This is a genomic window from Idiomarina ramblicola, assembly GCF_003987255.1.
Lineage (GTDB): Bacteria > Pseudomonadota > Gammaproteobacteria > Enterobacterales > Alteromonadaceae > Idiomarina > Idiomarina ramblicola.
In genome coordinates, this window is the sequence record NZ_PIQC01000010.1 from 78,351 (window position 1) to 104,000 (window position 25,650).

At 49.2% G+C, this 25,650-nt stretch carries 15 protein-coding genes; 5 read left to right on the forward strand and 10 right to left on the reverse strand.

What is annotated here, in order from left to right:
• Positions 1 to 43: 43 nt before the first annotated feature.
• Positions 44 to 2,215 (reverse strand): TonB-dependent siderophore receptor, encoded by a 2,172-nt coding sequence (locus CWI78_RS12530; RefSeq protein ID WP_126783137.1) that lies wholly within the window; start codon positions 2,213 to 2,215, stop codon positions 44 to 46.
• 113 nt (positions 2,216 to 2,328) lie between these two features.
• On the opposite strand from CWI78_RS12530, the gene CWI78_RS12535 reads away from it, so the two are divergent.
• The 3 genes from CWI78_RS12535 (at position 2,329) to CWI78_RS12545 (ending at position 6,119) form a co-directional block, all read left to right on the forward strand.
• Entirely contained in the window at positions 2,329 to 3,474 is a 1,146-nt protein-coding gene (locus CWI78_RS12535) for a PepSY-associated TM helix domain-containing protein (RefSeq protein WP_126783138.1), read from the forward strand.
• Positions 3,474 to 3,944 carry a hypothetical protein gene (locus CWI78_RS12540; RefSeq protein WP_126783139.1) on the forward strand — a complete coding sequence of 157 codons (471 nt, stop codon included), beginning with the start codon at positions 3,474 to 3,476 and terminating at the stop codon, positions 3,942 to 3,944. Before CWI78_RS12535 ends, CWI78_RS12540 begins: the two co-directional genes overlap by 1 nt.
• 72 nt (positions 3,945 to 4,016) lie before the next feature.
• A complete protein-coding gene (locus tag CWI78_RS12545) occupies positions 4,017 to 6,119 on the forward strand; it encodes a TonB-dependent siderophore receptor (protein ID WP_126783140.1) in 2,103 nt (700 codons plus the stop codon).
• 77 nt (positions 6,120 to 6,196) lie between these two features.
• Here the strand turns inward: CWI78_RS12545 and CWI78_RS12550 are convergent, their stop codons facing one another.
• Positions 6,197 to 6,853 carry an epoxyqueuosine reductase QueH gene (locus CWI78_RS12550; RefSeq protein WP_126783141.1) on the reverse strand — a complete coding sequence of 219 codons (657 nt, stop codon included), beginning with the start codon at positions 6,851 to 6,853 and terminating at the stop codon, positions 6,197 to 6,199.
• Positions 6,854 to 7,168: 315 nt separating this feature from the next.
• Here CWI78_RS12550 and CWI78_RS12555 point away from each other — a divergent pair, with 315 nt between their 5' ends.
• Positions 7,169 to 9,112 (forward strand): S8 family serine peptidase, encoded by a 1,944-nt coding sequence (locus CWI78_RS12555; RefSeq protein WP_126783142.1) that lies wholly within the window; start codon positions 7,169 to 7,171, stop codon positions 9,110 to 9,112.
• A gap of 58 nt (positions 9,113 to 9,170) precedes the next feature.
• Here CWI78_RS12555 and CWI78_RS12560 read toward each other — a convergent pair whose 3' ends face one another.
• Entirely contained in the window at positions 9,171 to 10,451 is a 1,281-nt protein-coding gene (locus CWI78_RS12560) for an anti-phage deoxyguanosine triphosphatase (protein ID WP_126783143.1), read from the reverse strand.
• Between the two features lie 192 nt (positions 10,452 to 10,643).
• On the opposite strand from CWI78_RS12560, the gene CWI78_RS12565 reads away from it, so the two are divergent.
• Positions 10,644 to 11,312 carry a hypothetical protein gene (locus CWI78_RS12565; protein ID WP_126783144.1) on the forward strand — a complete coding sequence of 223 codons (669 nt, stop codon included), beginning with the start codon at positions 10,644 to 10,646 and terminating at the stop codon, positions 11,310 to 11,312.
• Here CWI78_RS12565 and CWI78_RS12570 read toward each other — a convergent pair.
• The 7 genes from CWI78_RS12570 to recC all read right to left on the reverse strand — a co-directional run bounded on the left by CWI78_RS12570 (position 11,309) and on the right by recC (position 25,589).
• On the reverse strand, positions 11,309 to 11,707 hold the full coding sequence (locus CWI78_RS12570; protein WP_126783145.1) for a type II toxin-antitoxin system YafO family toxin: 399 nt from the start codon (positions 11,705 to 11,707) through the stop codon (positions 11,309 to 11,311). The genes CWI78_RS12565 and CWI78_RS12570 overlap by 4 nt on opposite strands.
• Positions 11,704 to 11,997, reverse strand: coding sequence for a type I toxin-antitoxin system antitoxin YafN (gene yafN / locus CWI78_RS12575; RefSeq protein ID WP_011235749.1), 294 nt, complete (start codon positions 11,995 to 11,997; stop codon positions 11,704 to 11,706). The genes CWI78_RS12570 and yafN overlap by 4 nt, the downstream gene beginning before the upstream one ends.
• A 93-nt stretch (positions 11,998 to 12,090) precedes the next feature.
• Complete coding sequence (locus tag CWI78_RS12580) at positions 12,091 to 13,152, reverse strand: alpha/beta hydrolase (protein WP_244213128.1); 1,062 nt, start codon at positions 13,150 to 13,152, stop codon at positions 12,091 to 12,093.
• A 192-nt stretch (positions 13,153 to 13,344) separates the two neighbouring features.
• Positions 13,345 to 16,503: a DUF3427 domain-containing protein gene (locus tag CWI78_RS12585; protein ID WP_126783146.1), complete on the reverse strand. Its 3,159-nt coding sequence runs from the start codon at positions 16,501 to 16,503 to the stop codon at positions 13,345 to 13,347.
• Positions 16,496 to 18,418, reverse strand: a complete 1,923-nt coding sequence (gene recD, locus CWI78_RS12590; protein ID WP_126783147.1) for an exodeoxyribonuclease V subunit alpha — start codon at positions 18,416 to 18,418, stop codon at positions 16,496 to 16,498. The genes CWI78_RS12585 and recD overlap by 8 nt, the downstream gene beginning before the upstream one ends.
• Positions 18,415 to 22,125, reverse strand: coding sequence for an exodeoxyribonuclease V subunit beta (gene recB, locus CWI78_RS12595; protein ID WP_126783148.1), 3,711 nt, complete (start codon positions 22,123 to 22,125; stop codon positions 18,415 to 18,417). Before recB ends, recD begins: the two co-directional genes overlap by 4 nt.
• Positions 22,122 to 25,589: an exodeoxyribonuclease V subunit gamma gene (recC, locus tag CWI78_RS12600; RefSeq protein ID WP_126783149.1), complete on the reverse strand. Its 3,468-nt coding sequence runs from the start codon at positions 25,587 to 25,589 to the stop codon at positions 22,122 to 22,124. The genes recB and recC overlap by 4 nt, the downstream gene beginning before the upstream one ends.
• Between the last annotated feature and the right edge of the window lie 61 nt (positions 25,590 to 25,650).

Here is a 25,650-nt window from a genome sequence, read left to right on the forward strand (position 1 = left end):
CAGTGCGTTAACACTGCCCTTTCTGACTCGTTTCTATACAGTTTTACCAAGCGTACTTCAGGCTCAGCTCAAAGTTGCGCTCAGCACCGAAGAACCCCTGATTATAGAAGTCGATGCTTGAATAGTACTTTTCATCAAACAGGTTATTCACGTTAAAGCTCAGATCCCAGTTTTGGCTTAACTGATAGTTTGCCATAGCGTTCACTACTGTGTAGCTGTCCTGAGTGAACGTTTCGCCATTTGGCCCAATACCCGGGTTAGAAATCTCACTTTGCCAGTTAGCGTTTACACCCAGCTTCAATGCATCTGTAACCGTGTATAGCACACTGGCTTTAACCATATCTTCTGGCAAGTAAGGCGCGTAATTTGAACCATCGCGATCGGTCGACTCATTGTGCGTATAGCTGAAGAAAATGTTTAAAGCGTCGGTAGGTTTACCGTTTAGCTCCAGCTCATAGCCTTCGCTTTCTGCACCATCAACGCCAATGGATGGAAAAATCGTTGTGCCCGGCAATGGGTCGATATTATCAGGATCATTTATTGCAAGGTTATCTTCTTTTACTTTGAAGACCGCAAAGCTAGCAGTCAGAGCCTCATTAAAGAAGTCACCTTTAATACCAGCCTCAACGTTGGAACCTTCTACCGGACCAATCAGTTGGTTATTAACGTCTCTTGCTTCCTGAGGCTGGAAAATTTCAGTGTAACTAGCATAGGTTGATACGACATCACTAATATCGTACACAAGCCCCAAATAAGGCGTGTTTACGCTAGAGTTTTCATATCCACTGTAAACAAAATCACCAGCCGGGTTCGTCGCATAACTAACCGTGTAACTATCAATATTGTAGTTAGTTATTCTGTTACCCAGAATAGCAGTGAAATCATCGGTTAAACTAAACTGAGCCGCTGCATAAACGCCTTCCTGAGTTTCTTCTCCTCCACTTCCGTAAGCCGGACCATCTAAGAATGTCGGCTGAGGAACGCCATTCCCCCAGTCAAATAGGCTGGGTACATTTATTCCACCCTGAATACCGTAAGACAGAGCATCAAGGTTTTGCTTAGAGTATAAGGCCCCGGCTGTTAATTGGTGCTCTCTTCCAAACAGCTCAAATGGCCCAGACGCTAAAACTCGGTATGACGTTTGTTCTCGCTCAGCAACATAATGATTGGGTGAGGCAGCTAACCCTTCGCCAGTATCTTTGTTCGGGTAACCTGAAAAATACAGGAGATAGCCATCCATCTCACCTTCGCGGCGTTCAACATCCAGTTGAAGATCCCAGCCATTATCAAACGCATGTTCCATCTGTACGAAGACGTTGGTGCTTTTTCTATCCCACCGGTTCCAGGGAGATGCTGTTGTTGTGCTTACCGGCAAATCATCCGCCTGGGTACCGTCCTCGTAAAACAGAGGCAAGGCACCCCACATGCTGCCTTTCGGATTACGTTCGCTGTAATCAGCTCCCATAGTTAAACGCGTTTGGGTCGTTAAATCAGCCGTTGCCACAGCGTAAATTTGAGCGTTTTCTTTCTCAGATAAATTGACATAACTGTCACCTTCTTCGTAGGCAAGTGCAACGCGCCCTTTTACGTTGCCACTTTCTGACAGAGTCTGAGAATGATCCGCTTCCAGTCGGTAATTACTCCAGGAACCCAGGCCTACGCTGGCATACCCCCCATCTTCAGCTTTCGGACGCTTACGAATGAGGTTAATCGCTGCAGAAGGTTCACCGGCCCCTGTCAACAAGCCGGTTGCACCACGAACAATTTCAACACGCTCAAAAATAACGGAGTCCGCTAAGGCTTCACTAAAGAAACTGTCATAAGCAATAGGCACGCCGTCGAACTGAAAGTTAGTAACATCACGACCACGAGCACGGAAAAAGAAGCGGTCCGTCTCAGCTTGTTGGGCCTGAATACCTGGCGCGAACTGCATGACGTCGGCAACCGTATCCAATGAGAAGCTGTCGATAAAAGTGCGATCAATAATAGAAATTGACTGAGGTGTCTGACGCAAAGTTAACGGTAACCCGGTTGCTGTTGTTGCATTATCAAGTGAGCTTCCCGTTACTTTAACGTGCTCAAAAATCTTTTCCTGTGTTTCCGCCTGCTTCTCTGGCTGCTCAGCCGAACTCTCTGATTGGGCCGCTACTGCAGCTGAGGTTAACAGCGCTGATGTGACTGCTGTTGCTAAAAAATTTCTGGCAAAGGCCTTCATGAATTGTCTCCGAACATAATACTGTAAATGAGAATTGTTATCGCTACATTGTATTTGATAATTGTTCGTATTTGCAATATCATTTCGAAAAATTTCTTTAGGGAGTCGTCAGTATGACGCAACGACAATGGTTCAAGCTGCACGGTTGGTGCTCGCTACCCATATGGATACTGTTCTGCTTTATCTGTATTACGGGCACTATCGCGGTGTTCAGTCACGAGTTAACCTGGCTGTTTAACGAGAACGCACGCGCTGTGAACCCTGATGGTCTAGCCGCTCAACCCATTTCTGAGCTCGTTGACGCCGTTAAAAGTCAGTTCCCGACAGCGAATGTCACAACGGTAATGACTTTTGAGCCGTATCTTATTAATGCCGTGATTTTCTCAACAGAGAACATCCCGTCAGGTATTGCTTATGTAAACCAGTACACCGGTGAAATTCAGGAAGTAAACCAGGGTATTACCTTTATCAACTTCATGCGTTCACTGCACAGCTGGTTGCTGTTTCCGTGGCAAGACGGCTACAGCGTTGGCTATTATTTAGTATCCGCTATGTCGTTCGTGATGATGGGTGCGCTGGTCACCGGGTTGGTCATCTACAAGAAATTCTGGCGTGCTTACACGCAACCTAAAGTCCGTGCCAAGCAAGGCAAAAAAACGTTATTAACCGACCTACACAAGCACGGTGGTGCCTGGTCTATCTGGTTCCTTATTGTTATGAGCCTGACCGGCTTATGGTATTTCACTCAACAAGTATTGTGGCATGCGGACATTGATATTGAAGGTCATGCCCCATTAGTTGAGGTGTCCGACATTCCTGTAGGCAATAAAGCCCAGCCACCGGTATCTTTTGAAGAGGCCCTGCAGATTGCCGAACAACGCTTTCCGGATATTAGACCCAGCTTTATTATGATGCCGGAGCACAATCGCGACATGTTCAAAATAATGGGTGGCGGCGATTTCATTTTTTACGATCAGTACTCTTACCGGCTGGATATTAACCCCTGGAGCGGCGACATTGCCCGTGCCGTTTCACCAGGCGATATGAATACGCTACAAACCATTCAGCATGTTGTTGATCCGCTACATTACGGCACCATTGGCGGTATTTGGACTAAGGCCATCTGGTTTATCTTCGGTCTTATTTTGTCGGCTATGTCCATTACCGGTTTCTTGATTTGGGGTTCACGAACAGTGAAAGCCGCAAAAGAAAAGAAGACACCGCTGCGCGAGTCGTTGCAAAGTGAGGGAGCAAGCTAATGGCACGCCGTAAGAATACCTTCTGGAACCGCAACAAGTTCAAACTCAGCGGGTTAATATTGATTCTTCCCATCTACTTTTTGTATGAGCAGTTGCAGCCACCTGTCTTCCCGGATGCCTGGGAAGAAAAGCAAGTGGGGCCTTTTGAGATTGCCATCCAGCCTTTAAATAACGACGCACCGTATGCGCATCACGAAGACTGGGTAAAAGATTTTTCTGCTTTCGTTAATGAAGGTGAGGTAAGCGATATTCGCCAGGGTTACGTCAACATTGGCGAGGAACCCGTTCCTCTGGACACGCTACAGCAAGATGATGTTGGTATTTTGCATGGTAGCGAACTGCTACAACACGTTCACGCCATAGCCCCACAGCAGTTTGAACCTCAGCATCGTGTCTGGGTCACGCTGCAAACCTGGAACGGAGAAGTTCACCAGGCAAATTGGGAACTTCCGGATAATTGGGTGAAATAGGACTTTAAATACGAATCGTTTTCATTTAAGATCCAACTCAAATTAGACAGCAGTTAATTTTTGAGGGGAACAATGAACATTCACAAGACCTTACTGGCGGCTAGTATTCTGGCCGCCTTAACCTCCACCAGCGCCCACGCCCAAGAAGAAACCCCAGAGAAGACTCAAGAAGAGATGATGGAAACCATCAATGTCAGCTCTCGCGGCCTGATCTCTTACGTTAGTGCGACTGGCTCGAAGTCCGATACACCCATTATCGAAACACCATTGTCAGTCTCTGTGCTTACCGAAGCCCGTATTGAAGATTTGGGTGCCGTTACTGTACAGGACGCTATCGGTTATGTTGCCGGCTTATACAATGGCCCTTACGGGGTTGATACCCGTGGCGACTGGGCACAGATTCGAGGTGTTGCTCCAGTTCAATATTTAGATGGCCTGAAGTCCCTGTTCGGCTACTACAATAATGTGCGTGTTAACCCTTATTCCCTGGGCCAGATTGAAATACTAAAAGGACCCAGTTCCGTATTATACGGTCAAGGCTCTACCGGCGGCATCATTAACTTAGTGAGCAAACGTCCTCAGGCAGAAACCGATGGTCAGTTCTGGGCGCAGCTAGGTAATTACTCCCGTAAGCAAGTTGCCGGCGACATTACCGGGGCATTAAATGATGACGCGTCATTAACCGGCCGCTTTATTGGGTTATACCGCGATAGCGATACGCAAACCGATTATGTGCCGGACAACAGCCTGGTACTGAATCCATCGTTAAGCTGGCATGCCTCCGAAGACACGAAAATTACCCTTATTGGCAACATTCAGCGCAACGAATCGGGTTCCAGTACTCAGTTCTTTCCCTGGCAGGGCACCTTGCTCCCTAATGAGTTTGGTCAAATTGACAGCTCGACATTCGTGTCAGAACCGGGCTTCGATCAATACGATACTGAGCAGGACGCGCTAACTGCCATTGTTGAGCACGACATCAATCTGGACTGGCGCCTTCGTCTGGCAAGTCGTTACAGTGATAGTCATGCAGATTACGCCAGCATGTATGGCTGGCCACCGGTCTTTGCTGAAGATAATCGTACCGTCAACCGAGTCTCTTATTTATCTCGTGCAGATGCCAGAACTTGGACAAGTGATCTTCAACTGCATGGGTCTGTTATTACCGGCCCAGTTGAACATGAACTGGTATTCGGTTTAGATTTCCAAGATGCATTTACTGACAACGATTCCGTTTATGGTGCAATGAACCCACTGGATCTTTATGACCCAGTATACGGGCAGGCCACCGGACTACCCACTGAAGATGACTTAACGGAAGGTACGAATTCGTTAACGACTCACCAGTTAGGCCTTTATGTACAGGATAATATGCGCATTGACGACAAGTGGCTCATTTCAACAGCGTTGCGTCGTGACAGAGCAACCAACAATCCTGAAACGGGCAGTGTAACCGAACAGTACGCTACAACTGGTCGCTTAGGTTTTATGTATTTAATGGACGGCGGCATTTCTCCTTACATTAGTTACAGTGAGTCCTTTTCTCCGGTTATAGGTACTGATGCTTTCGGAAAGCCTTTTGTGCCAACTGAAGGAAAGCAGTGGGAAGCCGGAATAAAGTACCAGCCTGAAGGTACGGAACATTTACTAACCGCTTCGGCGTATCGCATCAAACAAGAAAATCTTCAGGTAGCGGTAGGTCCCGAACAAGCAGCTGATCCAGACATTGTTGACCCGGACGGACAAGTACAAATTGGTGAAATTGACATTGAAGGTGTTGAACTAGAAGCCCAGTTGGCATGGGATTCAATGGATGTTTATGCCAGTTATGCATATACCGATGCACCTTTGGCAGCAACTCCAGAGCATCAATCTGCGATTTGGACTACTTACCGCCCCCAAAACTGGAATGGCTTTAAAATTGGTGCGGGAGTTCGTTACGTGGGTAACACCTCTGGCGGCTACGGAGTGTACAATAATAACCCAATACATCTGGAAACTCCGAGCTACACCTTATTCGACGCCATGATCGGATACGACTGGGACAACTACAGCCTGAGTCTGGATGTCGACAATCTGACTGACAAAACAGTACTCACCTCGTGCTTGTCACGTGGCGACTGCTTTTACGGCCAACAGCGCACCATTATGGCGAACTTCCGTTATAACTTTTAAGGCTTACAGAGTGTAGCTTTCACGTGGAGCCCCGGGCGTCTCTCTTCCCAGCGTCCGGGGCTTTTTTTCGGTATGATTTAATCGTTGGTGTAGTACTGAACGCCGATTTCTATGCGGTCACGACCATTTTTCAGGCGCCACCGGTTCATGTCTCTTAACGAGTAAACGCAGCCGCAATACTCCTGCTGGTAAAAACGTTCGCGCTTGGAAATTTCTATCATACGCGCGGCGCCGCCTTGCTTGCGCCAGTTAAACGTCCAGTAATGCAGGCCGGGGTAAGGTGCCACTGCGCGCTTACCACAGTCGTTTATCTGCTCCATGTTCTTCCAGCGCGAAATGCCTAAACAACTCGTAATGGTGTCAAAACCGTTTTCATGTGCATACAAAGCTGTACGCTCGAAGCGCATATCGAAACATTCGGTACAACGTTTGCCTCGTTCCGGTTCCCACTCCAGGCCTTTCACCCGCTCAAACCAGTTTTTACTGTCGTAATCGCAGTCAATGAAGTCGACACCCAGCTTTTCGGCAAAGCGAATGTTCTCTTCTTTACGCAGCAAATACTCTTTCTCTGGGTGAATATTCGGGTTATAGAAGAAAATAGTAAACTTAATACCGGCTTCCGCCATGCGTTCCATCACTTCTCCTGAACACGGCGCGCAGCACGAGTGCAGCAGGACGTGATCAGAGCCCGTCGGGGTTTCCAAAACAATCGATTCTTTCTTGTTTCTAGCCATAATTCTCTCTTCGCGGCTGAAATTTGTGCGAATTATAACTCAAACAGGCGGGGGTGATCACGTTCTTGGTTAGAAGAGCTTATTGTTAATGGTTTTAACCGCCTTAAACACTGATTTCACCCTTCAATTGTTTAAAAAATGTAGAATCTTTAAACATTTTTTACACTACCCCCCTTTAAATCCGTTACAAATTGTTATTAAATGCAACAAATGACGTCGTTTGACATCATTTTCATGCAGCCAAACGTTGTATCCTCTGCTGCCTTCTTTAAGGGTTCTTACAACCCAAAATAAAAACAAAGAGAATATTACGTTATGAAAAAACTAAGTATCCTCACACTGTCTGCTTTAGCAGTTTCAGTTTCATCAGCATATGCAAAGCCCCCTGAGCATTCTCAAGCTCAACCTTTGCTCCAAAACCAACAGCAAGTTGAAAGCGATGCGCCACAACGTTACATCATTAAGTTTAAGAATAATGGTAAAGCGGTCCAAAAAATGGGCAATCGTGGTCGGTCTGAGCTAGCGATATCACGCGCCAATAACACAGTCAAAAAGGCTGGCGGTCAGGTTAAGCTCAGCATGCGTCACAACTTAGCCGTTGCAGCTGAACTTAGTGCAAAACAGAAAAAGCGCCTTGAGAAAAACCCTAACATTGAATACATCGAAGTTGACCACAAGCGTCGCTTCATGGCTCAAGACGTTCCTTACGGTATCGGTCAGGTACAAGCCGACTTAGTTGACGACAGCGTGGCCGCAGCATCGGCTGGCGGTAAGAAAGTCTGCGTCATCGATTCCGGCTTAGAGTTACCTCACGAAGATATGGGAACTCAGGGCGGTACCATTACCGGTACAAACGACAGCGGCACGGGCAACTGGTACGATAACGGCGGCCCTCACGGCACGCACGTAGCCGGAACCATTGCCGCCCTTGATAATGGGCTTGGCGTTCGCGGTGTTATTGGCAGTAACCCGAACCTGCACATTGTGAAAGTGTTTAATTCTAATGGTTGGGGTTATTCATCTTCACTGGTTTCAGCTATTGAAACTTGTGCTGATAACGGTGCCGATGTGGTTAACATGAGCTTAGGTGGCGGCGGTTCAAACCAAACCGAAGCCAACGCTATGCAAAGCCTGTATAACGATGGCGTACTGCTTATTGCAGCAGCAGGTAACGACGGTTCGCCATACAGCTCAACGGATCCGATGTCCTATCCGGCATCTTACAATGCTGTAGTTTCTGTTGCCGCCGTCGATAGCAGCAAACAGTTAGCGGGCTTCTCGCAGAAAAACAGCCAGGTTGAAATTGCCGGCCCGGGTGTTGATGTTCTTTCAACCTACCCTGAAGGCACAGGCCAGCAAGGTAACTACGGCACCATGAGCGGTACTTCAATGGCATCACCGCACGTAGCGGGTGTTGCAGCGTTAGTTTGGTCACATCATCCAAGCTGTAGTGCACAGGAAATTCGTAGTGTACTGAATGAAACCGCAGAAGATTTAGGCGCTTCTGGCCGTGACGTCCAATTTGGTTATGGCTTAGCACAAACCAAAGACGCTGTTGACTACATCGACGCGAATGGCTGTGATGGCTCAGGTGGCGGTGGTGGAGACCCAGAGCCACCAACAGATAACGAGCTGACTAATGGTCAAACCGTTAGCAACCTGTCGGCGACAACTGGCGACTCAATCTACTACACCTTAGATGTACCAGCTGGTGCAACTGACCTAAGCTTTAGCACTAATGGCGGTTCGGGTGATGCAGACTTGTATGTTCGCTTCGGTTCTCAGCCAACCACTTCAAGCTATGACTGCCGTCCTTACGAGAGTGGTAATACTGAAACTTGTACTATCTCTAACGTACAAGCCGGTACTTATCACGTTATGCTTAACGCTTACTCAAGCTTCTCCGGCGTTAACCTAACCGGCTCATTTACTGCGCCTAGCGGCGGCGGTGGTGGCGAAGGCGGATCTGCCTCAGCTACGGACCTGTCTGGCTCTAGCAACGAATGGTCGCACTATTACGTCGACATTCCAGCGGGCATGTCATCACTTAACGTGAGCATGTCAGGTGGTAGCGGCGACGCTGACCTGTATGTTCGTCAGGGCAGCCAGCCTACCGAGTCGAACTACGAGTGCCGTCCTTATCTTTCAGGTAACAACGAAACCTGTGATATCGAGAACCCGGCTGAAGACCGCTGGTACTTTAGTATAAAAGGTTATACTAACTACTCAGGCGTTGATTTATTCGTTGAATGGGAATAAGTCGTTAAGTCTTAAAGTGGGGGCGCCTTTCCGGCGCCCTTTTTTGTTTAGAGAACTCTTAAACTTTGTCGAATACGGAGCCAGTGTCCGGACTGAACAACTTGCTGTAGAGCTTCGTGGCGTAGTTGTCGGTCATACCGGAAATGTAATCACAAATAACACGCTTGGAGTTATCTGCACTTTTGTATTGTTGCAGGGTCGACTCAGGCAACAAGCGTTCAGGGTTCTCATTTAATACCTGAAACAGTTTCAGTATCATCATCTGACCTTTGTACTCCAGCACCTGTACCGAAGAACTGCGAATAACGTGCTTAAACACAAAGTCTTTCAGTACTTGCAGAGTGTGTTCAATGCGCTCGGGTAACTGAGCCTGTAAATCCAGCCAGTGCGACTCAAACTGATTTTGTGCAGAGACTTCAATCGCATCGACAAAGTGACCCACCAGCTTACTAATCGCATGCTTACGTGCCCGACTTTGCCCGGAAAACAGCGCTTCTGTATAAAACCGTTCTTCCTGCATAATAACGCTGTTATCGCCGAGCACAGCCAATACATCTTCACGCCACTGCTTTTCGGTCACCAGATTTAGTGCCAGCGAGTCTTCCAGGTCGTGTATGCCATAGGAAATATCATCCGCCAATTCCATAATAGAGGTATCAAAAGCCTTGTATTGCGCTTTGGTTTTACCACCTTTAGTTTTAGTGGAACGAAAAGTCGCTTTGTCGTTGGGAGTCAGCGGTTCCAGTATCCAGTCCAGCACATCCTGTTCATCGTCATGAATGGATTTAGGCGGTTTAAAAGCGCTTAGATGGTCTTCGGCAGACAGTGAGCGAGTACTAACTTCGCTATGCAAAACCGGATATTTAAGCACACCGAGTAAAGTGCGCCGGGTCAAATCCAAACCGTCGTGGTCAGAATACTCACCCAGCTTTGAAATAATACGCAGCGTCTGGCCGTTACCCTCAAAACCACCGCTGCTGTGCATGTGATAGTTCAGCGCCACTTCACCACCGTGCCCGAACGGCGGGTGACCAATATCATGCGCCAGGCAAATGGCTTCAATTTGAAAGTAAGAGGGAATATGCGTCGAAATAGCATCGTTCTCTGCATACTTTTGCTTTAACTTCTCACAAATGCCCGAACCAATCTGCGCCACTTCCATAGAATGCGTTAAGCGCGTGCGGTAAAAATCACTCTCGCCTACACCCAACACCTGAGTTTTCGCCTGCAGCCGGCGAAACGCCGACGAATGAATAATACGCGCTCTGTCGCGCTGCGCATCGCTGTCCGGTGTCGCGGCATTAAAGGTCGTGGTTTTTCCTGAGCGGCGTTGGTCCATAGCAAAATGTCTTCGTTTGTTTTTCTCGTTACTTACAGCAAAACAAATTTTAGAGGGTTTGCCCAGAGAAACCTGACCATAAATGGCACACTCCTTGCTGTTTCTTATACAAAAACACCGTTAACGCACAAATAGAGCGTTAAGCAGGCAAGCTTTTGCCACCTGGCAGGCAACTTTTGGTAAGGAGGAGTCATGAACATTAACTCACTAATCAACAGCGTAAGCCATTCAACACCTGCAATGGCTAAAAATGAGGCGAATCAAGAGTCGCTTGATAACAAGGCTGACCAGCAAAAATCGCAAGAAGAGAAAGAAACATTAATAGACAAAGCTTATCGCAGCATGCTGCTGAACCGCATGGGTGTTGATACCGAAAGGCTCGAAGAAATTGAAAAGAAAATTGAAGAGCTAGAAAGTCAAGACGACCTGAGCAAAGATGACAAAGAGAAGCTGGAAAGTCTGATGTCCGCGCGCGACCAGCTCTTTGAAGACGCTATGCGCCGCCAGGCTGAAGCCGGCAATGACGGTAAACAACCCGTTAGCCCCGGCGATATTCAAAAAATTATAACCGAGGACTTTAACCCACGGGACATATCACCTAACGACATGAGCAAGCTGGCAAATCAGTTGTTTGAGGCCGGAGCAATTAGCGCGCAGCAGCGTAACCGCATGGATTTTCATACGGCTAAAACCGACCAGCAAAACACCTTAATGTCAGAACCTGAACAAATTGACCCGGATGAACCCATGGACTTTGTGAAGCATTGGCAGGATCGCGTCAAAGCCAACGAACACTTCGACGCGTCACCACAGGAGAAGGCGTTAGCCCAGGGTGTATTGGACGTTTTACGGCAAGTCTAATACCGATTGCGGAATTTTTCTGCCATTATTCCTAGGGGTAGCATGATCGCACTGCTCCATGCTTTGTTGTGGGCAGGAGGATCAAGAATTATCATAAGCAAATAGCAGTTGGCCGTCATAGCTGCCGGACAATAGACTAAGTGCGTATCACTTTTCTTAGCAAACTGAATACAATGCAAAGGCCAAGGTTCATCGGGATCTTGTAGATGCAAATGCATTACTTCGTTGTCACGAAGAACTGGAAAGGTATCTGGATGATCGTAACGTTCATCGCGCCCGAACAGGTCAGGCACGCCCTCGCCACTTTTATACCGCTTAAAGTCTTTTACTAATGCATCCAGTTCAATATCAGTTAATTGCTGACGAATCTGTTTGCTTTTAAAAACCCGAATCACTCTTCAAAGTCATCCAGATCAGACTTTTTCGCTTCAGCTAAAAGCTTCTCTGCTTCGGCACTAATAGCCTTTAGCCGCGCTGTCGTCGGCCTAAAAAGGGACTCTACTTTAGGGTTACAGGCTTCCAACTGGCGCACCATAGCTTCAAATAACTCAGCACCTACCATGTAACCAGCGGTTTTATTGTGGGAAAGTACCGCCACAGGCTCAGCTTCAAAATACTGGCAGGGGTGCTTGCGCACGTCACTGGCAGATACCGTTTTTTCAGCCAATATAGTTTGTGTGTTCATACTTTACCTCACCACTTTTATACCTATTGACTAAATTATAGCCACAAAACATACGAAATTACAAACAAAATAATATACATAAATATGTACAATTTAATTTTCTGTCTGTTTTTTCAAATCACTATTCTGCGCTTCAATTTCACTGATGTACTTTGACTGATGCTCGCGTGCGAACTGCACAGCTTTATTCGAGGCCTTTAGCGCACTCTCGTTGTTGTCATTCATTGCATAAACCGTTGCCAGGCTGTCCCATAAAACTTCGGATTGGTCGAATACCTCAACACCTTTCTCCAGAATAGCCTGTCCCCAGTCAACCTGGCCTTCATAAGCGGCCTTCAAACCATACACGTTGTATTGCTGAACCGACATAGGAAAGTCGTAACCCACTGTTTTTTCGTAATCAGAGTAGAACGCCTGCAACTGCTCCAGCGACTTAATTTCGATGTTCGGCACCGCGTTAAACCCACGAAAAACGGATTTAAGCCCCTCAACATTGCCAATTAATGGCGTGCTGTCATGGGTTTCGTTGGGGAACTGCTTTGACTCCCAGTTAAAAGTCGATTCCGGCTTCGCTTCCAGCACGTTCAATAAACGTTCATAGCCCTCAGCCATTTCATTGGGCTCATTCGCCATACTGACAAACCAACGTACCGCCGGTTTTTCTGCCTCTTGCTCTGCCACTTTTATGTCTTTTATAAGCGCAAAGTCATCCCACCAAAGGCTTGGGCTGACCGATATTGCGGCGTTGATAAAATCTGAATGGTGAGTCGCCAGATAACTGGTATAGAGCCCCGACAACGAGTGCCCGGTAACCACAGTGTAAGGCGATACTCTGTACTTTTTCTGCAACGCTGGCATCAGCTCATCTTGCAAAAACTGGGTGTACTGTTCAGCACCGCCAGAGCGGTCAGCGTAGGCTTCCATTTTTGTGTGAGTAAAACGCTTTAAGCGGTTCCTCGCACTTACCCCGACAACAATCATTTCCGGCACAATAGAAAACGTACTTAAAAAATTAACGTTACCCGCTATGTGTTCAAACTGCGTTGAACCGTCCATAACCAGCAGCACCGGATACTGAAAACTGTCTGAATGCTCATAGCTTTCCGGCAACGCGACCCTTGCCGTTATCCCTTCATCAAGGAGCTTAGATTCCATAGTGAAGATTTCGGACGCATGCACACTGACAGCGGTGAATAGAACGAGCAGACAGGCAAATGAACGGGTTAGGCTTTTAAAGGAAAGAGGCATGAGATCAGTAAGTTACTGTGTCGTGGGGGTATATTAGAACTATTCTTGGGTGGGGGCAATTGGAGAACTGCTAGATCTAAGCGATACGGTAGGCTATCCCTACCGCAACACACTGAATGCTTGATAAAGCCGAGTTGGAAGTTTGTTTTTCAACTCCCAAGTTATATTCATTGGTCGCTCTCCGTGACTGTCAATAAACGTCACAGGCCCACAAGCTTTGTAAGCTTTTTGCTTATTCTCTCTTACAAATAATTGGAACTGCCAACCATTAGTATCACTCTCAATATAGCGACGACCCGTTGGAGTATTCGAAGAAGCGGTATTTTGCGACTGCCAATGGAATTTATCGCGACTTATTGCATAATCATTATAGGCAACACCTTCGTGTAACGCGTCTGCTTTGTCCAAGGTAACAAATAGCAGCTCCACTTTCCTATCTTGCAAACGCAATACTCCTGCTTGGAATGGGGCACGATGATCTTCACTTAGAAAACCAACTGCAGTGAGTATTTCGCGTATTTGATAGGACGCATGAAGTTTTAACGCTGTATCTTCTAGCCCTGGTAAGTCGTGAAATACATAGTTTGTTTTCGCATCAAGATATCGCGATAGCTGATTTAATTCACCGCATGCTTCCGATTCATCATGCAGTCGCTGAATAAATGCTTTGCCGCTCCCGACTTGCCTATTTTGCCCATCTATTTGATAGGCCAACATCTGCGCGTATAGCTTTTCTCGTTGGCTCAGACTAACCGGGCGACTGGATTCTGATATTCTCTGAATAGACTGCAAGTACTCTGGATCATCAATATGCAATAAGCTAATAAAGCGACGACTAAAATAGGTTTCCACATCATTGGCTTCGCCTTGCAACAGTTGGGCTGCCCGCTGTAAGTTTGTCCATCCCGTATTGTTGCCATTTCCTCGATAAATATCAGTGAGCTCTAACTGTTGTTCCGTTAAAAACTCTGACAGTCCAACTCGGCTACGGCCTTTTATTCGAGCAAAGTGATTGAGTTCGTTTCGAAGCTGGTTCCATCTTTGATTTATAGCTTCGCACAAACTTCCTAAAACAGACTCGCGTGCCTGTTTTTGTAACTGTAAATAACAACCGCTAGGTAATTTCCCAAAACCATTTTTAACACCTTCAAATACTTCGTTTCGCGTTAAACCTGTGATAGCTCCATATAACACGTCGAAACGAAATCCTGCTCGGTGTTGACCGACAAAGTCTAGAACTAGGCAACTCTCTTTTTCGGGATGTAAACGCAATCCGCGCCCTATTTGCTGCTGAAATAAAGTGACACTTTGAGTAGGTCTTAATAATAAAAGCGTATCGACAAAAGGCAAATCGACGCCTTCGTTATAAAGGTCGACCGTCACAAGGACATTGATTTCCTTGTTAGCCAGCTTTTTAGGTAACGACAATCGCTCGTCTCTAGAGCTTTCACCATAAATCAGTGCAGCAGAAATCCCTGCCTTGTTAAACTGTTGCGTCATGAATCGTGCGTGTTCGACATCAACGCAAAATGCTAACGCTCTTGAGTCACTTACCGTATTAACAACTTCGGACCATGCTCGAATAACATTGCGCGCGCGCACGTCATTTTCAGAGAGAATATTATGAAGATCTGTACGTCCATCCCCATTGGCCCAGTTAACATTACGATAGTCTTGTCCGTCGTCACAGGCATAATATTCAAATGGAGCCAACAACTGCTGGTCTAACGCATTCCAAAGCCGCATTTGTACTGATGGGGAGCCATCTGGACGAGAATCAAAATACGCTAGTACGTTTTTGTTATCCGCACGTTCGGGCGTCGCTGTTAAACCAAGTAGGTATTTCGGCTGCATACGAGACACAACGTCATCAAAACTTTGCGCCGCAATATGGTGACATTCATCAACGACCACAACTTGCCAATGGTTCTCCGGGAAACGCTCTAAGATTCCTTGCGAATGTAAACTCTGAATGGTGGCAAATAAGTGGTCATACTGTTTAGGTCTATGTCGCCCTGTTAATAGGTCGCCAAAGTTCGAATCTCTTAGTATCTGCCGATAAGTCATTAATGACTGACTAAGAATTTCTTCTCTATGCGCAACAAATAATAATCGAGGTATTCCTTTCTCCTGTTCACAAATTCGGCGGTAATCAAACGCCGCCATGACTGTTTTCCCTGTCCCTGTGGCAGCAACCAACAAATTTTTATAGCGCCCGTGTGCCCTTTCATTATCTAGTTGCTCAAGAATATCCGATTGAAACGGTTTTGGGGTAATATCAAAAAACGTTGTGGTGACATGCTCAAGTGAATACTTGCCGCCAGACTCTCGAATTAAGGCTTGCTCTAGTGCGTCAACATGCTCGCGATCATTCGGATCATAAGGTTGAAATTCTCCATCTTCCCACAAGGTCTCAAAGTGTGCCTTTGCTCTCGAATAGAGATTCTCTTGCCCTCGCTCTGTGAACTTCACAGTCCACTCTAATCCGCCCATTAAGGCCGCTCCAGATAAATTGGCGCTGCCCACATAAGCGCTACCAAAACCTGTCTTACGTTCAAATATCCAGGCCTTTGCATGAAGCCTAGTCCGCCGTCCATCTAAAGAGACACGAACCTCACAGTTAGGAAGCTTAGCGAGCATATCCAACGCGTTTTTCTCTGTAGCGCCAATATATGTCGTGGTAAGTACACGAATCGACGTTTCACTTTTTCCGGTCGCGTCAGTCGCTGTAATTTGCTTTAAAACATCATGAATTTTTCGGACACCAGAGACTGTAATGAAACTAACTAGAATATCTACATGGTTGCAACTGGATAGCTCTGCAATGAGTTCATTAAGCAAAGCTGGTGAGTCTTTTCCCGCGGTAAATAGCCACGGCTGTGCTAGCCCAATTTGAGGCAGTTCTGGCTGCTCACCTTTTCGGTAAAGCGATCGCAACACTTGAGGAGGAGAGATAAACTCGTCAATAATTTCAGCAGCAGTCTCATCTTTAAGCGCGCTGCGAGCGTGTTGAAGTAGCCCGTTTAAAAGCTCAACTTGTTGACTCAGTTTTTCGTTATCAGTTAGTTTTTCACCTTCTCCCACTGCCGCTAGCACACGCGAAAGTTGTTCTGACAATGACTCCACTAAACGATTATGGCTAACTTCAAGGCTTAGATTTTCTAAATCAGAAACAAGATGACCGTCCTGTTCAGATAACCCATCCTTAACAGCAGAAGTTTGCAACAAGTCATAAATGCCACGGTGTAAATTAGACACCCTTGCCTCCCTGGCTAAATAGTTTAGTACCCACCAAACTCAACTGCTCCTTAGCCCGAGTAATCCCGGTATACAGCAGTTCTTTGCTTAGCACAGGGCTGTCGTGGTCGGGCAGGACCATAACCGTGTGTTTGAACTCGGAGCCTTGAGACTTGTGCACAGTCATGGCGTAAACGGTTTCGATGTGGGTGAGCCGGCTGGGCAGTACCCAGCGCACGCCTTTATTTTCAGACTTGTTGGTCTGGTCGGGAAAGGCGACGCGCAGGTAGCCATGTTCGGGGTCTTTAAAGGTTAGGCCGATGTCGCCGTTGTTCAACTTCAGTCCGTAGTCGTTTTTGGTGACCATAACGGGGCGGCCTTCGTACCAGGTGTTGGCGTTTACGCCGAGTATGTCGCCGACTTTTTGATTAACGGCTTTTACGCCCCATGGGCCTTCGCGCAGGGCGGTCAGTATTTGGAAGTTGCTTAGGTTTTGCAGGGCTTCCTGGGCAATATCGTTGATGTTGTTGGCATCGGTTGTTTTGTCGGCATCGTTCCTGACGTGTAACGTCAGGCTACGCCTGATGAGCGCTTCGAAGGCTGGGTCATCTAAGCTGCTGATTTCGTACAGGCTAACGGGGTAGTCTTTATCGGCGTTTTTGGCTTTTTCGAGTTCCTGTTTTGTTGCGGTGTTGTTTTGCTGGTTAATGGCGTTAGCCAGGTCGGCAATAGGACCTTTGAAGCGATAGCTTTTGCGGAATTTCACGACGTGTTGCAGACGTTGCTCGCCGCTTTCGTCAATTAAGTCGCCTGGGAACTCGGGTGTATCAGCGACTTGCTGCAGCCACTGGGCGGTTTCTGTGTGGTAATGGCCCTCGTCTGCGCCTTCACACAGGTTGCCGAGTACAGCACCTGCTTCTACGGAGGCGAGCTGATCTTTGTCGCCTATCAGCACCAGCCGCGCGTTTTTGGGTGTGGCTTTTAGCAGCGCAGTCATCATTTCAATGTCTATCATTGAGGCTTCGTCGACTATCACAACGTTGGTGCGCAGTGGGTTGTCGGCGTGGTGTTTAAACGCGCGCGAATTCGGTTTTACACCCAGTAAGCGGTGCAGGGTTTTACCTTCAGGTTTTATGACGTCTAAGGCGTCTTTCAGGGTGGCGAGCTTTGCATCACCCCGCAGCCTATTCAGCTCGCTTTCTATGGACTCGGTGAGTCGCGCGGCGGCCTTACCGGTAGGCGCTGCCAACGATACGCGCAGCGGCGGTAGGCCGAGGAATAAAGTCTGATGCTGCAACGCAGTTAGCAAGCGCGCGACGGTGTAAGTTTTACCGGTGCCGGGCCCGCCGGTTATTACGCTAAAGCGGTTGCGCACGGTGTTAGCGCAGGCCAAGCGCTGCCAGTTAATCTCTTCGGTTTTGTCACCGTCAGGTTTATCAAACAACTTGGCCAGCGTGCTTTTCAATAATTCGTCGTTGGTAACCGGCCGGTCGCTCATTCGCGTCTGCAAGTCGCTTTCTATAAAAGCTTCGTACTGCCAGTAGCGACGCAAATACAGTTTGCCGCCACTTAACACCAGCGGCTGATTGCCCTTTCCGTCGACGTCTACGCAATGGCTTTGGGTTAATGCCGCTTCAACATCGGTACCAAACTGACGGAACAACTCGCTGGGAGTCTCGCAGCTTGGTGAATAGCGGTTCTCGGGTGGTAAATTCAGTGCGCTTTCGGGCTCATTCTGCAGCGCATTTATGTCAATGCTGGTATGCCCGCGGCCGGCTTCGTGCGATGCACACAGGGCTGCCAGCAATACCTCACTGCGCGTTTCGCCAGCTTGCTGCAAAAACTCCACAAAGGCCAGGTCTATTGAGCGTATCCAGCCGGCATCGCGCCACTCACGCAGGGCATCAAATAAGGTGTTTAAGGTTACTTCTGTCATACCGACTCCTTATCTGAAAGGTTCTTACCCGCAAATAGTGCGTCCAGCTGCTCTATTAACTTCCGTGGCGGCCTGTCACAAAATGCCCCGCCGGTTTCCGCCCGGTGCCCACGCAAGAACAGGTACACGGCACCGCCTACATGGGTGTCATAGTCGTATTCACTGCCTAGCCGCGCTTTTAACAGGCGATGCAGTGCCAGGGTGTAAATCACGTATTGCAGGTCGTAACGGCTGTGCAGAATTTTCTCGCGCATGGCTTGTTCGGTGTAGGCGTGGTCGTCTTCGCCCAGCCAGTTGGACTTATAATCCGCCACGTAATATTTACCCTTGTGCTCAAACACCAAATCGATAAAGCCTTTCAGCATGCCGTTCAGCACATTAGGTTCCAGTGCAGGGCGTTCATGCCCCGGCAGAATGTGTTCACGAACCAGGGCGTCCAGCCTTTGTGCGTTAACTTCACTGGCGCCGAACCAGAATTCCGGCTCGGCTTTGTATTGCTCCAGAGCGCTTAAGCTCACGCTTTCACCACTGTCGTTAATGGGGAATTCGTTGTGTAAATAAGCATCCAGCCAGTGTTCCAGACTGTTTTGGTGTTCCTGCCAATACGGGCTGACACAAAAGCCCTCAACCAGCTCGGTACGCTCGGCAGCGTCACCCGCGACTTTCGTAAAGCCGATATTGGCGGACTCTTCCAACAAGTTATGCAGGAACGTGCCCGGCCCCGCGCCTTTGGGTAAATGATGAATGCTGTCCGGGCTTGGCTCGGCGGCACTGGCGACTTCTACGTCATCATCGCGCTCGTCCAACAGGTTCATTTCATCGGGCGACTGCGGTGCCTGCACACTTTTTGTCACGGCACCTTCGTACTTCAGCGCGCTGTAACTGGCTACCCACCAACGCTCCAGCTTGCGGTCTGCGGGCATGCTGCGCGGTGTGAGTTTAGGCGTTGTTTGTTCCTGCTCCAGCGCACGGACTAAAGGCTCGTCGTCTTCCAGTCGCGTTAGTTGTGTGTGCGGTGCCTGCTGCCAGCGCTCGCTGACTTCGTTGTACAGCTCATCGGTTAATGACTCGCCACCGTTTAGCAAATAAAACAGCGGGTTATTGCGATGTTCTTTCACCGCTTCCAGCGCAATAAAAGTGGCGTATTGCGCGCGGGTAACGGCCACGTACATTTTGCGTAAGTCTTCGGCGAGGATCTCATTACTTAAGCGCTGTTTGTTGTCGTCGTCTTTTGACCACAATACTTGTAGCTCACCGTTTTCATCGTGGTACACCGCCGGCGGTTTTATCCGGTAGGCTTCTGCCTGGGTGTACGCCACAAAAGGCATAAACACCAGCGGGTACTGCAGGCCTTTTGACTTGTGAATGGTGATAATTTTTATCAGTTCGTCATCGCTTTCTAAGCGCAGCTGCTGCTCGTCACTCTGAGTGCGGCTGTTGCTGCCAAAGCCGTGGCGTTCATTCACCTGCTCGGCAAAATGGTTCACCAGCGCCGGAATACCATCCAGTACCAGGCTCTGTTGTTGCAGCAGCTCGGCAATGTGCAGTACGTCGGACAGCTGGCGCTCTCCGTGAATACGGTCTTCCAATAGCTTCGCCGGCACCTGATGGTCGTGCAGCAGGCTGTGTAACATGGCTAGTACACCCTGTCGCTGCCACTGGTCGTGATAACTTAAAAACTGCTCTACCCGCTGTTCCCACTCGCGTTCGTGGCTGTGAATATGCTCCAGCTCACTCAGCGGCAGGCCAAGTATCTGAGTAGCTAAGGCACTGCGTATCAACGACGGGTCGCGTGGTTCGGCGCAGGCACTCACTAAGGCCAGTAAGTCTTTGGCAACACGCTGGGCAAATACCGATTCCCTGTCTGACAAATAAACGCTTTTCAGCCCGCGATCGCTCAACGCCTTTTTAATAGCATTGGCTTCGTTAAAGTTGTTTACCAGCACCGCAATGTCACTGGTTTTTACGCGCTGCTCGAGTTTATCGTCGCCGTTGTAATAACCCGCCTGCGGATCATTAAGCAGGGAGGCTATCAGGTTGGCGTGATGGTTCGCCGCAGCCCGGAAAAAGTCATTTTTATTGCGTTTTTCTTCATCGGATACTGACCACAAGAGCGCCGGTGCAGTTTTTAAATTGCTGGATAACAGGCAATGCTTGAAGGTTCGCTTCAGCCCGTTTGCACCCACCGGGTTAAAGGGCAGCTGGTTTTCTGCTTCGGTTTTAAACAGAAAAGCACCGCGCGGCAGCTCTTCGGCGCGCTCAAACAGAGCATTAACGCCGTCCACCATGGCCTGCGACGAACGGAAGTTACGTGCCAGATTATAATGCCGGCCTTCGGTATCGCGCCGGGCTTTTAAATAGGTGTAAATATCGGCGTTACGGAAGCTGTAAATAGCCTGTTTGGGGTCACCAATAAGGAAAATACCGGTGCCCGGGTGCGGGTCCGCCAGGTTATAAATGCGGTTAAAAATCTCGTACTGTACCGGGTCGGTGTCCTGAAACTCGTCCACCATAGCCACCGGATATTGCTTACGAATAGCCGCAGCTAAAGCTTCACCGCTGGGGCCTTTCAGCGCGTCCCGTAAACGCGTCAGCATGTCGTCGTGGCCCATTTCGGCACGCTGGTTTTGCAGTTCGGCAAAACGGCTGCTGACCCAGAAGGCCGCATGTTGTTTTACTTTGGCCAGCTCTTCCTGCTGCTGTACTTTGCTGCGTTTAATGCGCTCCTGCAGCTCACCTAACACCGCCCAGTTATCAGGCATGCCACCGAGTTTGGCATCGGCAAACTTCTGTAGCTCGTCAATGCTTATATTCTTCCAGTTAGCCGCCGTAGCCTCCGGCTCAACCAGGTCAGGATCGCCGCACCAGTCCGCAAATTTCTGAAACTGTTTGAGCTTGGTTGCCGCGCCCTTGGCTTGTGAGGTTTTATCAACCAATTCCTTCACAATAGGCGCAACTTCCTGCTTTATAGCAACCATTCGTTGCTGATGGGCGCTTTCAGCTTCTTTCAACAGGCGGTGCAAGTCACCATTGACCGGTGCCTGTCCGCTTTTACTTAAGCTGTAAGTGAGCCCTAACAAGGTTTCCGGTGACTTAAAGTCCTCCAGCAACCGGGCGCTGAGTTCAGCGTCAGCCGGGTAAATAAAGCGGCGGAAGTAGTCTTCGGCGGCCTGCAGGCGCAGCTCTTCGTTGTCGGTTTCAACGTCCTGACTGAACAAGCTGCCGCTGGCAAAGGCGTGCTCTTTCAGCATGGACTGACACCAGCCGTGAATGGTTTTCACCGCGGCTTCGTCCATGGACTGCGAGGCTAAATCCAGCAGCCGCGCCAAGTGCATCAGGTTCTGTCCCTGCACGGCGCAGTCTTCGCGCAGGCTGGCTAAGAAGGGATCGCCTTCTACGGCTTCCGGGTCACGGAAGTAAGCTGCGGCTTCGGCTAAGCGCGCACGAATACGATCACTCAGCTCTTCGGTGGCGGCTTTGGTAAAGGTCATGACCAGAATGTTTTTCGGCACCAGCTCACGTTCAAACGCGGTTTCTTCCGTACCATTATGTGAGCCGTGTCCAATAACCAAACGCACATAAAGCGCAGCAATGGTGTAGGTTTTACCGGTACCGGCGCTGGCCTCAATTAAGCGGCTGCTGTTTAGCGGAAAATCGAGCGGATTCTCTAGCGTATGTCCTGAGGTATGTGACGGTAACTGGCTCATGACTTGTTCTCCGGCACCAGGGTTAAGCGCATGGGGTCATAAAGTTCGTCCATAAAGCGACGGAAGTGCGGTGATGCCTGAATGGCTTCGTAACTTTCGGCTACGCGCCCGCAATAATCACTTTTGGTGACCAATGCCGGGTCTTGAAAGCCGTCTTCTTCGTATTTTTGTCGGGCGGCTTCGTGCGCCAGCGTTTCATCATGCTCGTTCCTGTCCATTGCGCTTAGCCAGGTCATGCCCACGTCCAGATGCATGGGCTGCGGTTGCTGCGCTGACAGAGCCACTAGCTCCAGTATTTGCTCCAGTTGTTGCACCGCAAGCTCAGCCGGCACCGGTGCCGCCTGCAGCTGGCAGCCACCTTTGGACACAATTAAAAGCCGAGTGGGTTGCTTCAAATTCAACAACAACAGGCCAAGGTAATACGCGCTGGCATGTTTCCAGCCACCGCTGTTAACACCCTTACCATTTTTAGCCGCAATGTTGCTGGCAGAGGTGACAACCCATAGGCGATCACCATTTTCATTGCTGTGCAGCCCGGTCACCGTGTCGTCAATAATTAACCCGCTGTGCTCAAAAAACACCGTTTCCGGAAACTCATTCACTCCCGAGTGACCGGCAATGCTCTGCTGATAGGTTTCCAGTATCTCCTGTGACTGCTCCAGTAACTGAAGTCCATTTTGCTCGGCTATTGCACCAATGCCCAAGGCACCTTCGCGTTTAATCCGGTTCAGCTCTTTTAATAGCGAGGCTTCAATGCCTGCGCCATTCAATAACGCCTTTTTTCCAGAATCCACTAAACGGGTGGTTAACGACCAGCTTTGCAGGTTATCCATAACAAAGGCTTCGCTGTCGTCCAGATCTTCGCTGTTGCGGCTGAAGTAGGTGTCCAGTCGCCAGTTAAAGTACAGCCGTGCGGGCTCTTCAATAAAGCGTTTAATGTCGTTAATGCTCAGGGTGCGTTCCAACTCGTCGTCCGCGGCGGTTTCCGAAGCCTTGCGGCTCACAGAAGCCACCGCACCCTGATGCGCCTGCGCCCATTCACTGGCATAGGTAAAATAGTCCGGGTCTTCCTGGTTAAAGTAATACGGGTTAAACGGCTGTAATTTGTGCTCAACGATCAGGCTGTTAATGTCCACATCCCAGCCCTGCTGCAGATGATCACGCAGTTGCGCCACCAGCACCGATGGCGTGCGCTCGCTGTTGTCTTTAGCGCTGTAACCTACCCAGCTTAAGTAAAAACAGTCGCGGGCTGAGAGCATGGCTTCCAGGAATAAATAGCGGTCATCGTCACGACGGGAACGGTCGCCCGGACGGTAACGGTCAGTCATTAAATCAAAGTCGACACGCGGCGTTGAACGCGGGTAATCACTTTCGTTCATACCCAGCACACACACGTACTTAAACGGAATGGCCCGCATGGGCATTAAGGTGGCAAAGTTTACCGCGCCCGCTAAAAAGCGTTGATTCAGGTTCTGCTGATCCACGCGCTCCAGCCAAGCGTCTTTAAATATGGGCAGGCGCAGCTGTGATTCGTTATCAGCCTCGACGCAAATGTCCCGCAGTTGATACAGCTCGTCACTCAGTTTGGCTAACAGTAAGCGATCACTGTCTTCTTCGGCCTCGAAAAACTGTTCCAGCAGCCACTCGCCCTGAGTGACCCACTCCGGTAAGGTGTGTTCACCCTGCGCGCGATGCCACCATTGTTCCAGCGTGCGCACCACGTCTGCCAGACACCCCACCAGCGCGGCACTTAGCCCGGCAACTTCGGTATAAGGCTCTACATTGGCCCAGGGTGAGTCGTTTTCTATACCAACGTCAGCCAAATCACCCATGGCGTAACCGGCTATCATGCGTTTTAAGCCAAACCACCAGCTGTTGGTTTCTTCCGCTGCCGGCATATAAAACTGCCCGCGCTGCTCAGCATTCAGCCCCCAGCGTGCGCCGGCTTCTTTTACCCAGCGCTTTAACTGCGGCAGGTCATCGTCACTCATATCAAAGCGTTGCTGCACCGCCGGAACCGACAGTAAGTTAAATAAATCAGTCTGAGTAAAACGTAGTTGATCAACTTGTAGCAACAGTTCCAGCGCTATCATTAACGGTCGTTGGTGACGTTCACCCTGATCGGCAATGGTATAAGGAATGGCACGTGGGTCACGTTCGCCAAAGCGGTTGTGATAACGACCAAATACCGCATCAATGTAGGGCGCGTAGGTGTTAACGTCGGGCAGCATGACCATAACATCGCGCGGTTTTAACTTGGGGTCTTTTGCGAAGGCATCCAGTAGCTGGTCATGCAACACTTCCAGCTCACGCTGCGGGCTGTGGCAGACATGAAACTGCAGTGATTTATCGGAGGCATTCGGCGCAGGCCAAAGCTCGCGAGTTTCCTGCACCGGCCGCAGGTTCAAAATATCGTCCTGCAACTGAGCCAATAAATGGTCGGTGTTATGCGGCTCAAACAGCTCCAGTTTAATGGTGTTAAACGCTTCCTGTTTGGCCAGGGTTTCGTCGTATAAGTCCAGCAGGCGAATGTAGTCACGGCCCTGCTTACCCCAGGACGCCAGCAACGGATGCGCCAGCTGGTGCAGTTCGTCGTCATTCGGGTCGTCGGGCAGTTCCGGCTTGTGCTTTAAGCGCGAAGAGGCTTTGACCGCCTGCCGCAGGGCTTCTTTTCCATCGACAATATCGGCCCAGTGGTACTGCGACGGGTTATGCACACACAGCAGAATTTGGGTATAGCCTTTAATGGCATCCAGCACCTGCAGCATTTGCTGCGGCAGCGAGGAAATACCAAACACCACCACCCGTGGCGGCAAGCCCGCCGGACGCTCAGTTAACGCCTGCGCCGTATCAATAAAGCGCTGATGCAGTTCAGCCCGGTTATTCCAGTAGTCATCTATGCCAATGTCATTACTGACCGCGCGCCATAACTCCGGCTGCCACAACTGCTCGGCTTCAACCGGCTGCTCGTGCTCCAGCACATCCTGACCACGCACCCAGTTATCCAGCCAGTCGGCACGGTACACCGCGTACTGATCAAACAAGTCAGCCAATCGCCCGCTTAGCTGATAAAGCTTGCGACCGTCGTTATCGTCAGAGGTGTAGTGCTTAAGCGGTGCAAAGTGCGGGTTGTGCTCGATAAGCTCAGGCAAAAGACGCATTAACCGCCAGGTTAAGCGGTCTTTATCAAAGGGGGAGGTTTTGGGAATGTTGTCGCCGAGCACTGAACGATACGCTTTCCACTGAAACCGCGCCGGCAGGGTGACGTCTATCATCGCAGCAATGCCGCTGGCCTGGGCTAAATTAATTTTAAGCCACTGGGCAATACCGTTGCTTTGCACCAGCACGGTTTCCTGCTCCAGCGGCGCCAGCGGGTAGTTTTGGGTGAATGTAACCGCCACATCGGTTAGGTCTTCCAGCCGATGTCCATGCGCGACAATAAAGCCGGGGGTCAATTCACTCACTCGCTGCTCTCCCTGTCGGGTTAATGTAAGACATCCATCCTAATCAATAGCGAATTATCTT

What these genes read in the sequence shown, in the direction of transcription:
- CWI78_RS12530 (WP_126783137.1), bottom strand. Translation starts at nt 2,215, where the DNA reads ATGAAGGCCTTTGCCAGAAATTTTTTAGCAACAGCAGTCACATCAGCG.
- CWI78_RS12535 (WP_126783138.1), top strand. Translation starts at nt 2,329, where the DNA reads ATGACGCAACGACAATGGTTCAAGCTGCACGGTTGGTGCTCGCTACCC.
- CWI78_RS12540 (WP_126783139.1), top strand. Translation starts at nt 3,474, where the DNA reads ATGGCACGCCGTAAGAATACCTTCTGGAACCGCAACAAGTTCAAACTC.
- CWI78_RS12545 (WP_126783140.1), top strand. Translation starts at nt 4,017, where the DNA reads ATGAACATTCACAAGACCTTACTGGCGGCTAGTATTCTGGCCGCCTTA.
- CWI78_RS12550 (WP_126783141.1), bottom strand. Translation starts at nt 6,853, where the DNA reads ATGGCTAGAAACAAGAAAGAATCGATTGTTTTGGAAACCCCGACGGGC.
- CWI78_RS12555 (WP_126783142.1), top strand. Translation starts at nt 7,169, where the DNA reads ATGAAAAAACTAAGTATCCTCACACTGTCTGCTTTAGCAGTTTCAGTT.
- CWI78_RS12560 (WP_126783143.1), bottom strand. Translation starts at nt 10,451, where the DNA reads ATGGACCAACGCCGCTCAGGAAAAACCACGACCTTTAATGCCGCGACA.
- CWI78_RS12565 (WP_126783144.1), top strand. Translation starts at nt 10,644, where the DNA reads ATGAACATTAACTCACTAATCAACAGCGTAAGCCATTCAACACCTGCA.
- yafN (WP_011235749.1), bottom strand. Translation starts at nt 11,997, where the DNA reads ATGAACACACAAACTATATTGGCTGAAAAAACGGTATCTGCCAGTGAC.
- CWI78_RS12580 (WP_244213128.1), bottom strand. Translation starts at nt 13,152, where the DNA reads ATGGAATCTAAGCTCCTTGATGAAGGGATAACGGCAAGGGTCGCGTTG.
- recD (WP_126783147.1), bottom strand. Translation starts at nt 18,418, where the DNA reads ATGACAGAAGTAACCTTAAACACCTTATTTGATGCCCTGCGTGAGTGG.
- recB (WP_126783148.1), bottom strand. Translation starts at nt 22,125, where the DNA reads ATGAGCCAGTTACCGTCACATACCTCAGGACATACGCTAGAGAATCCG.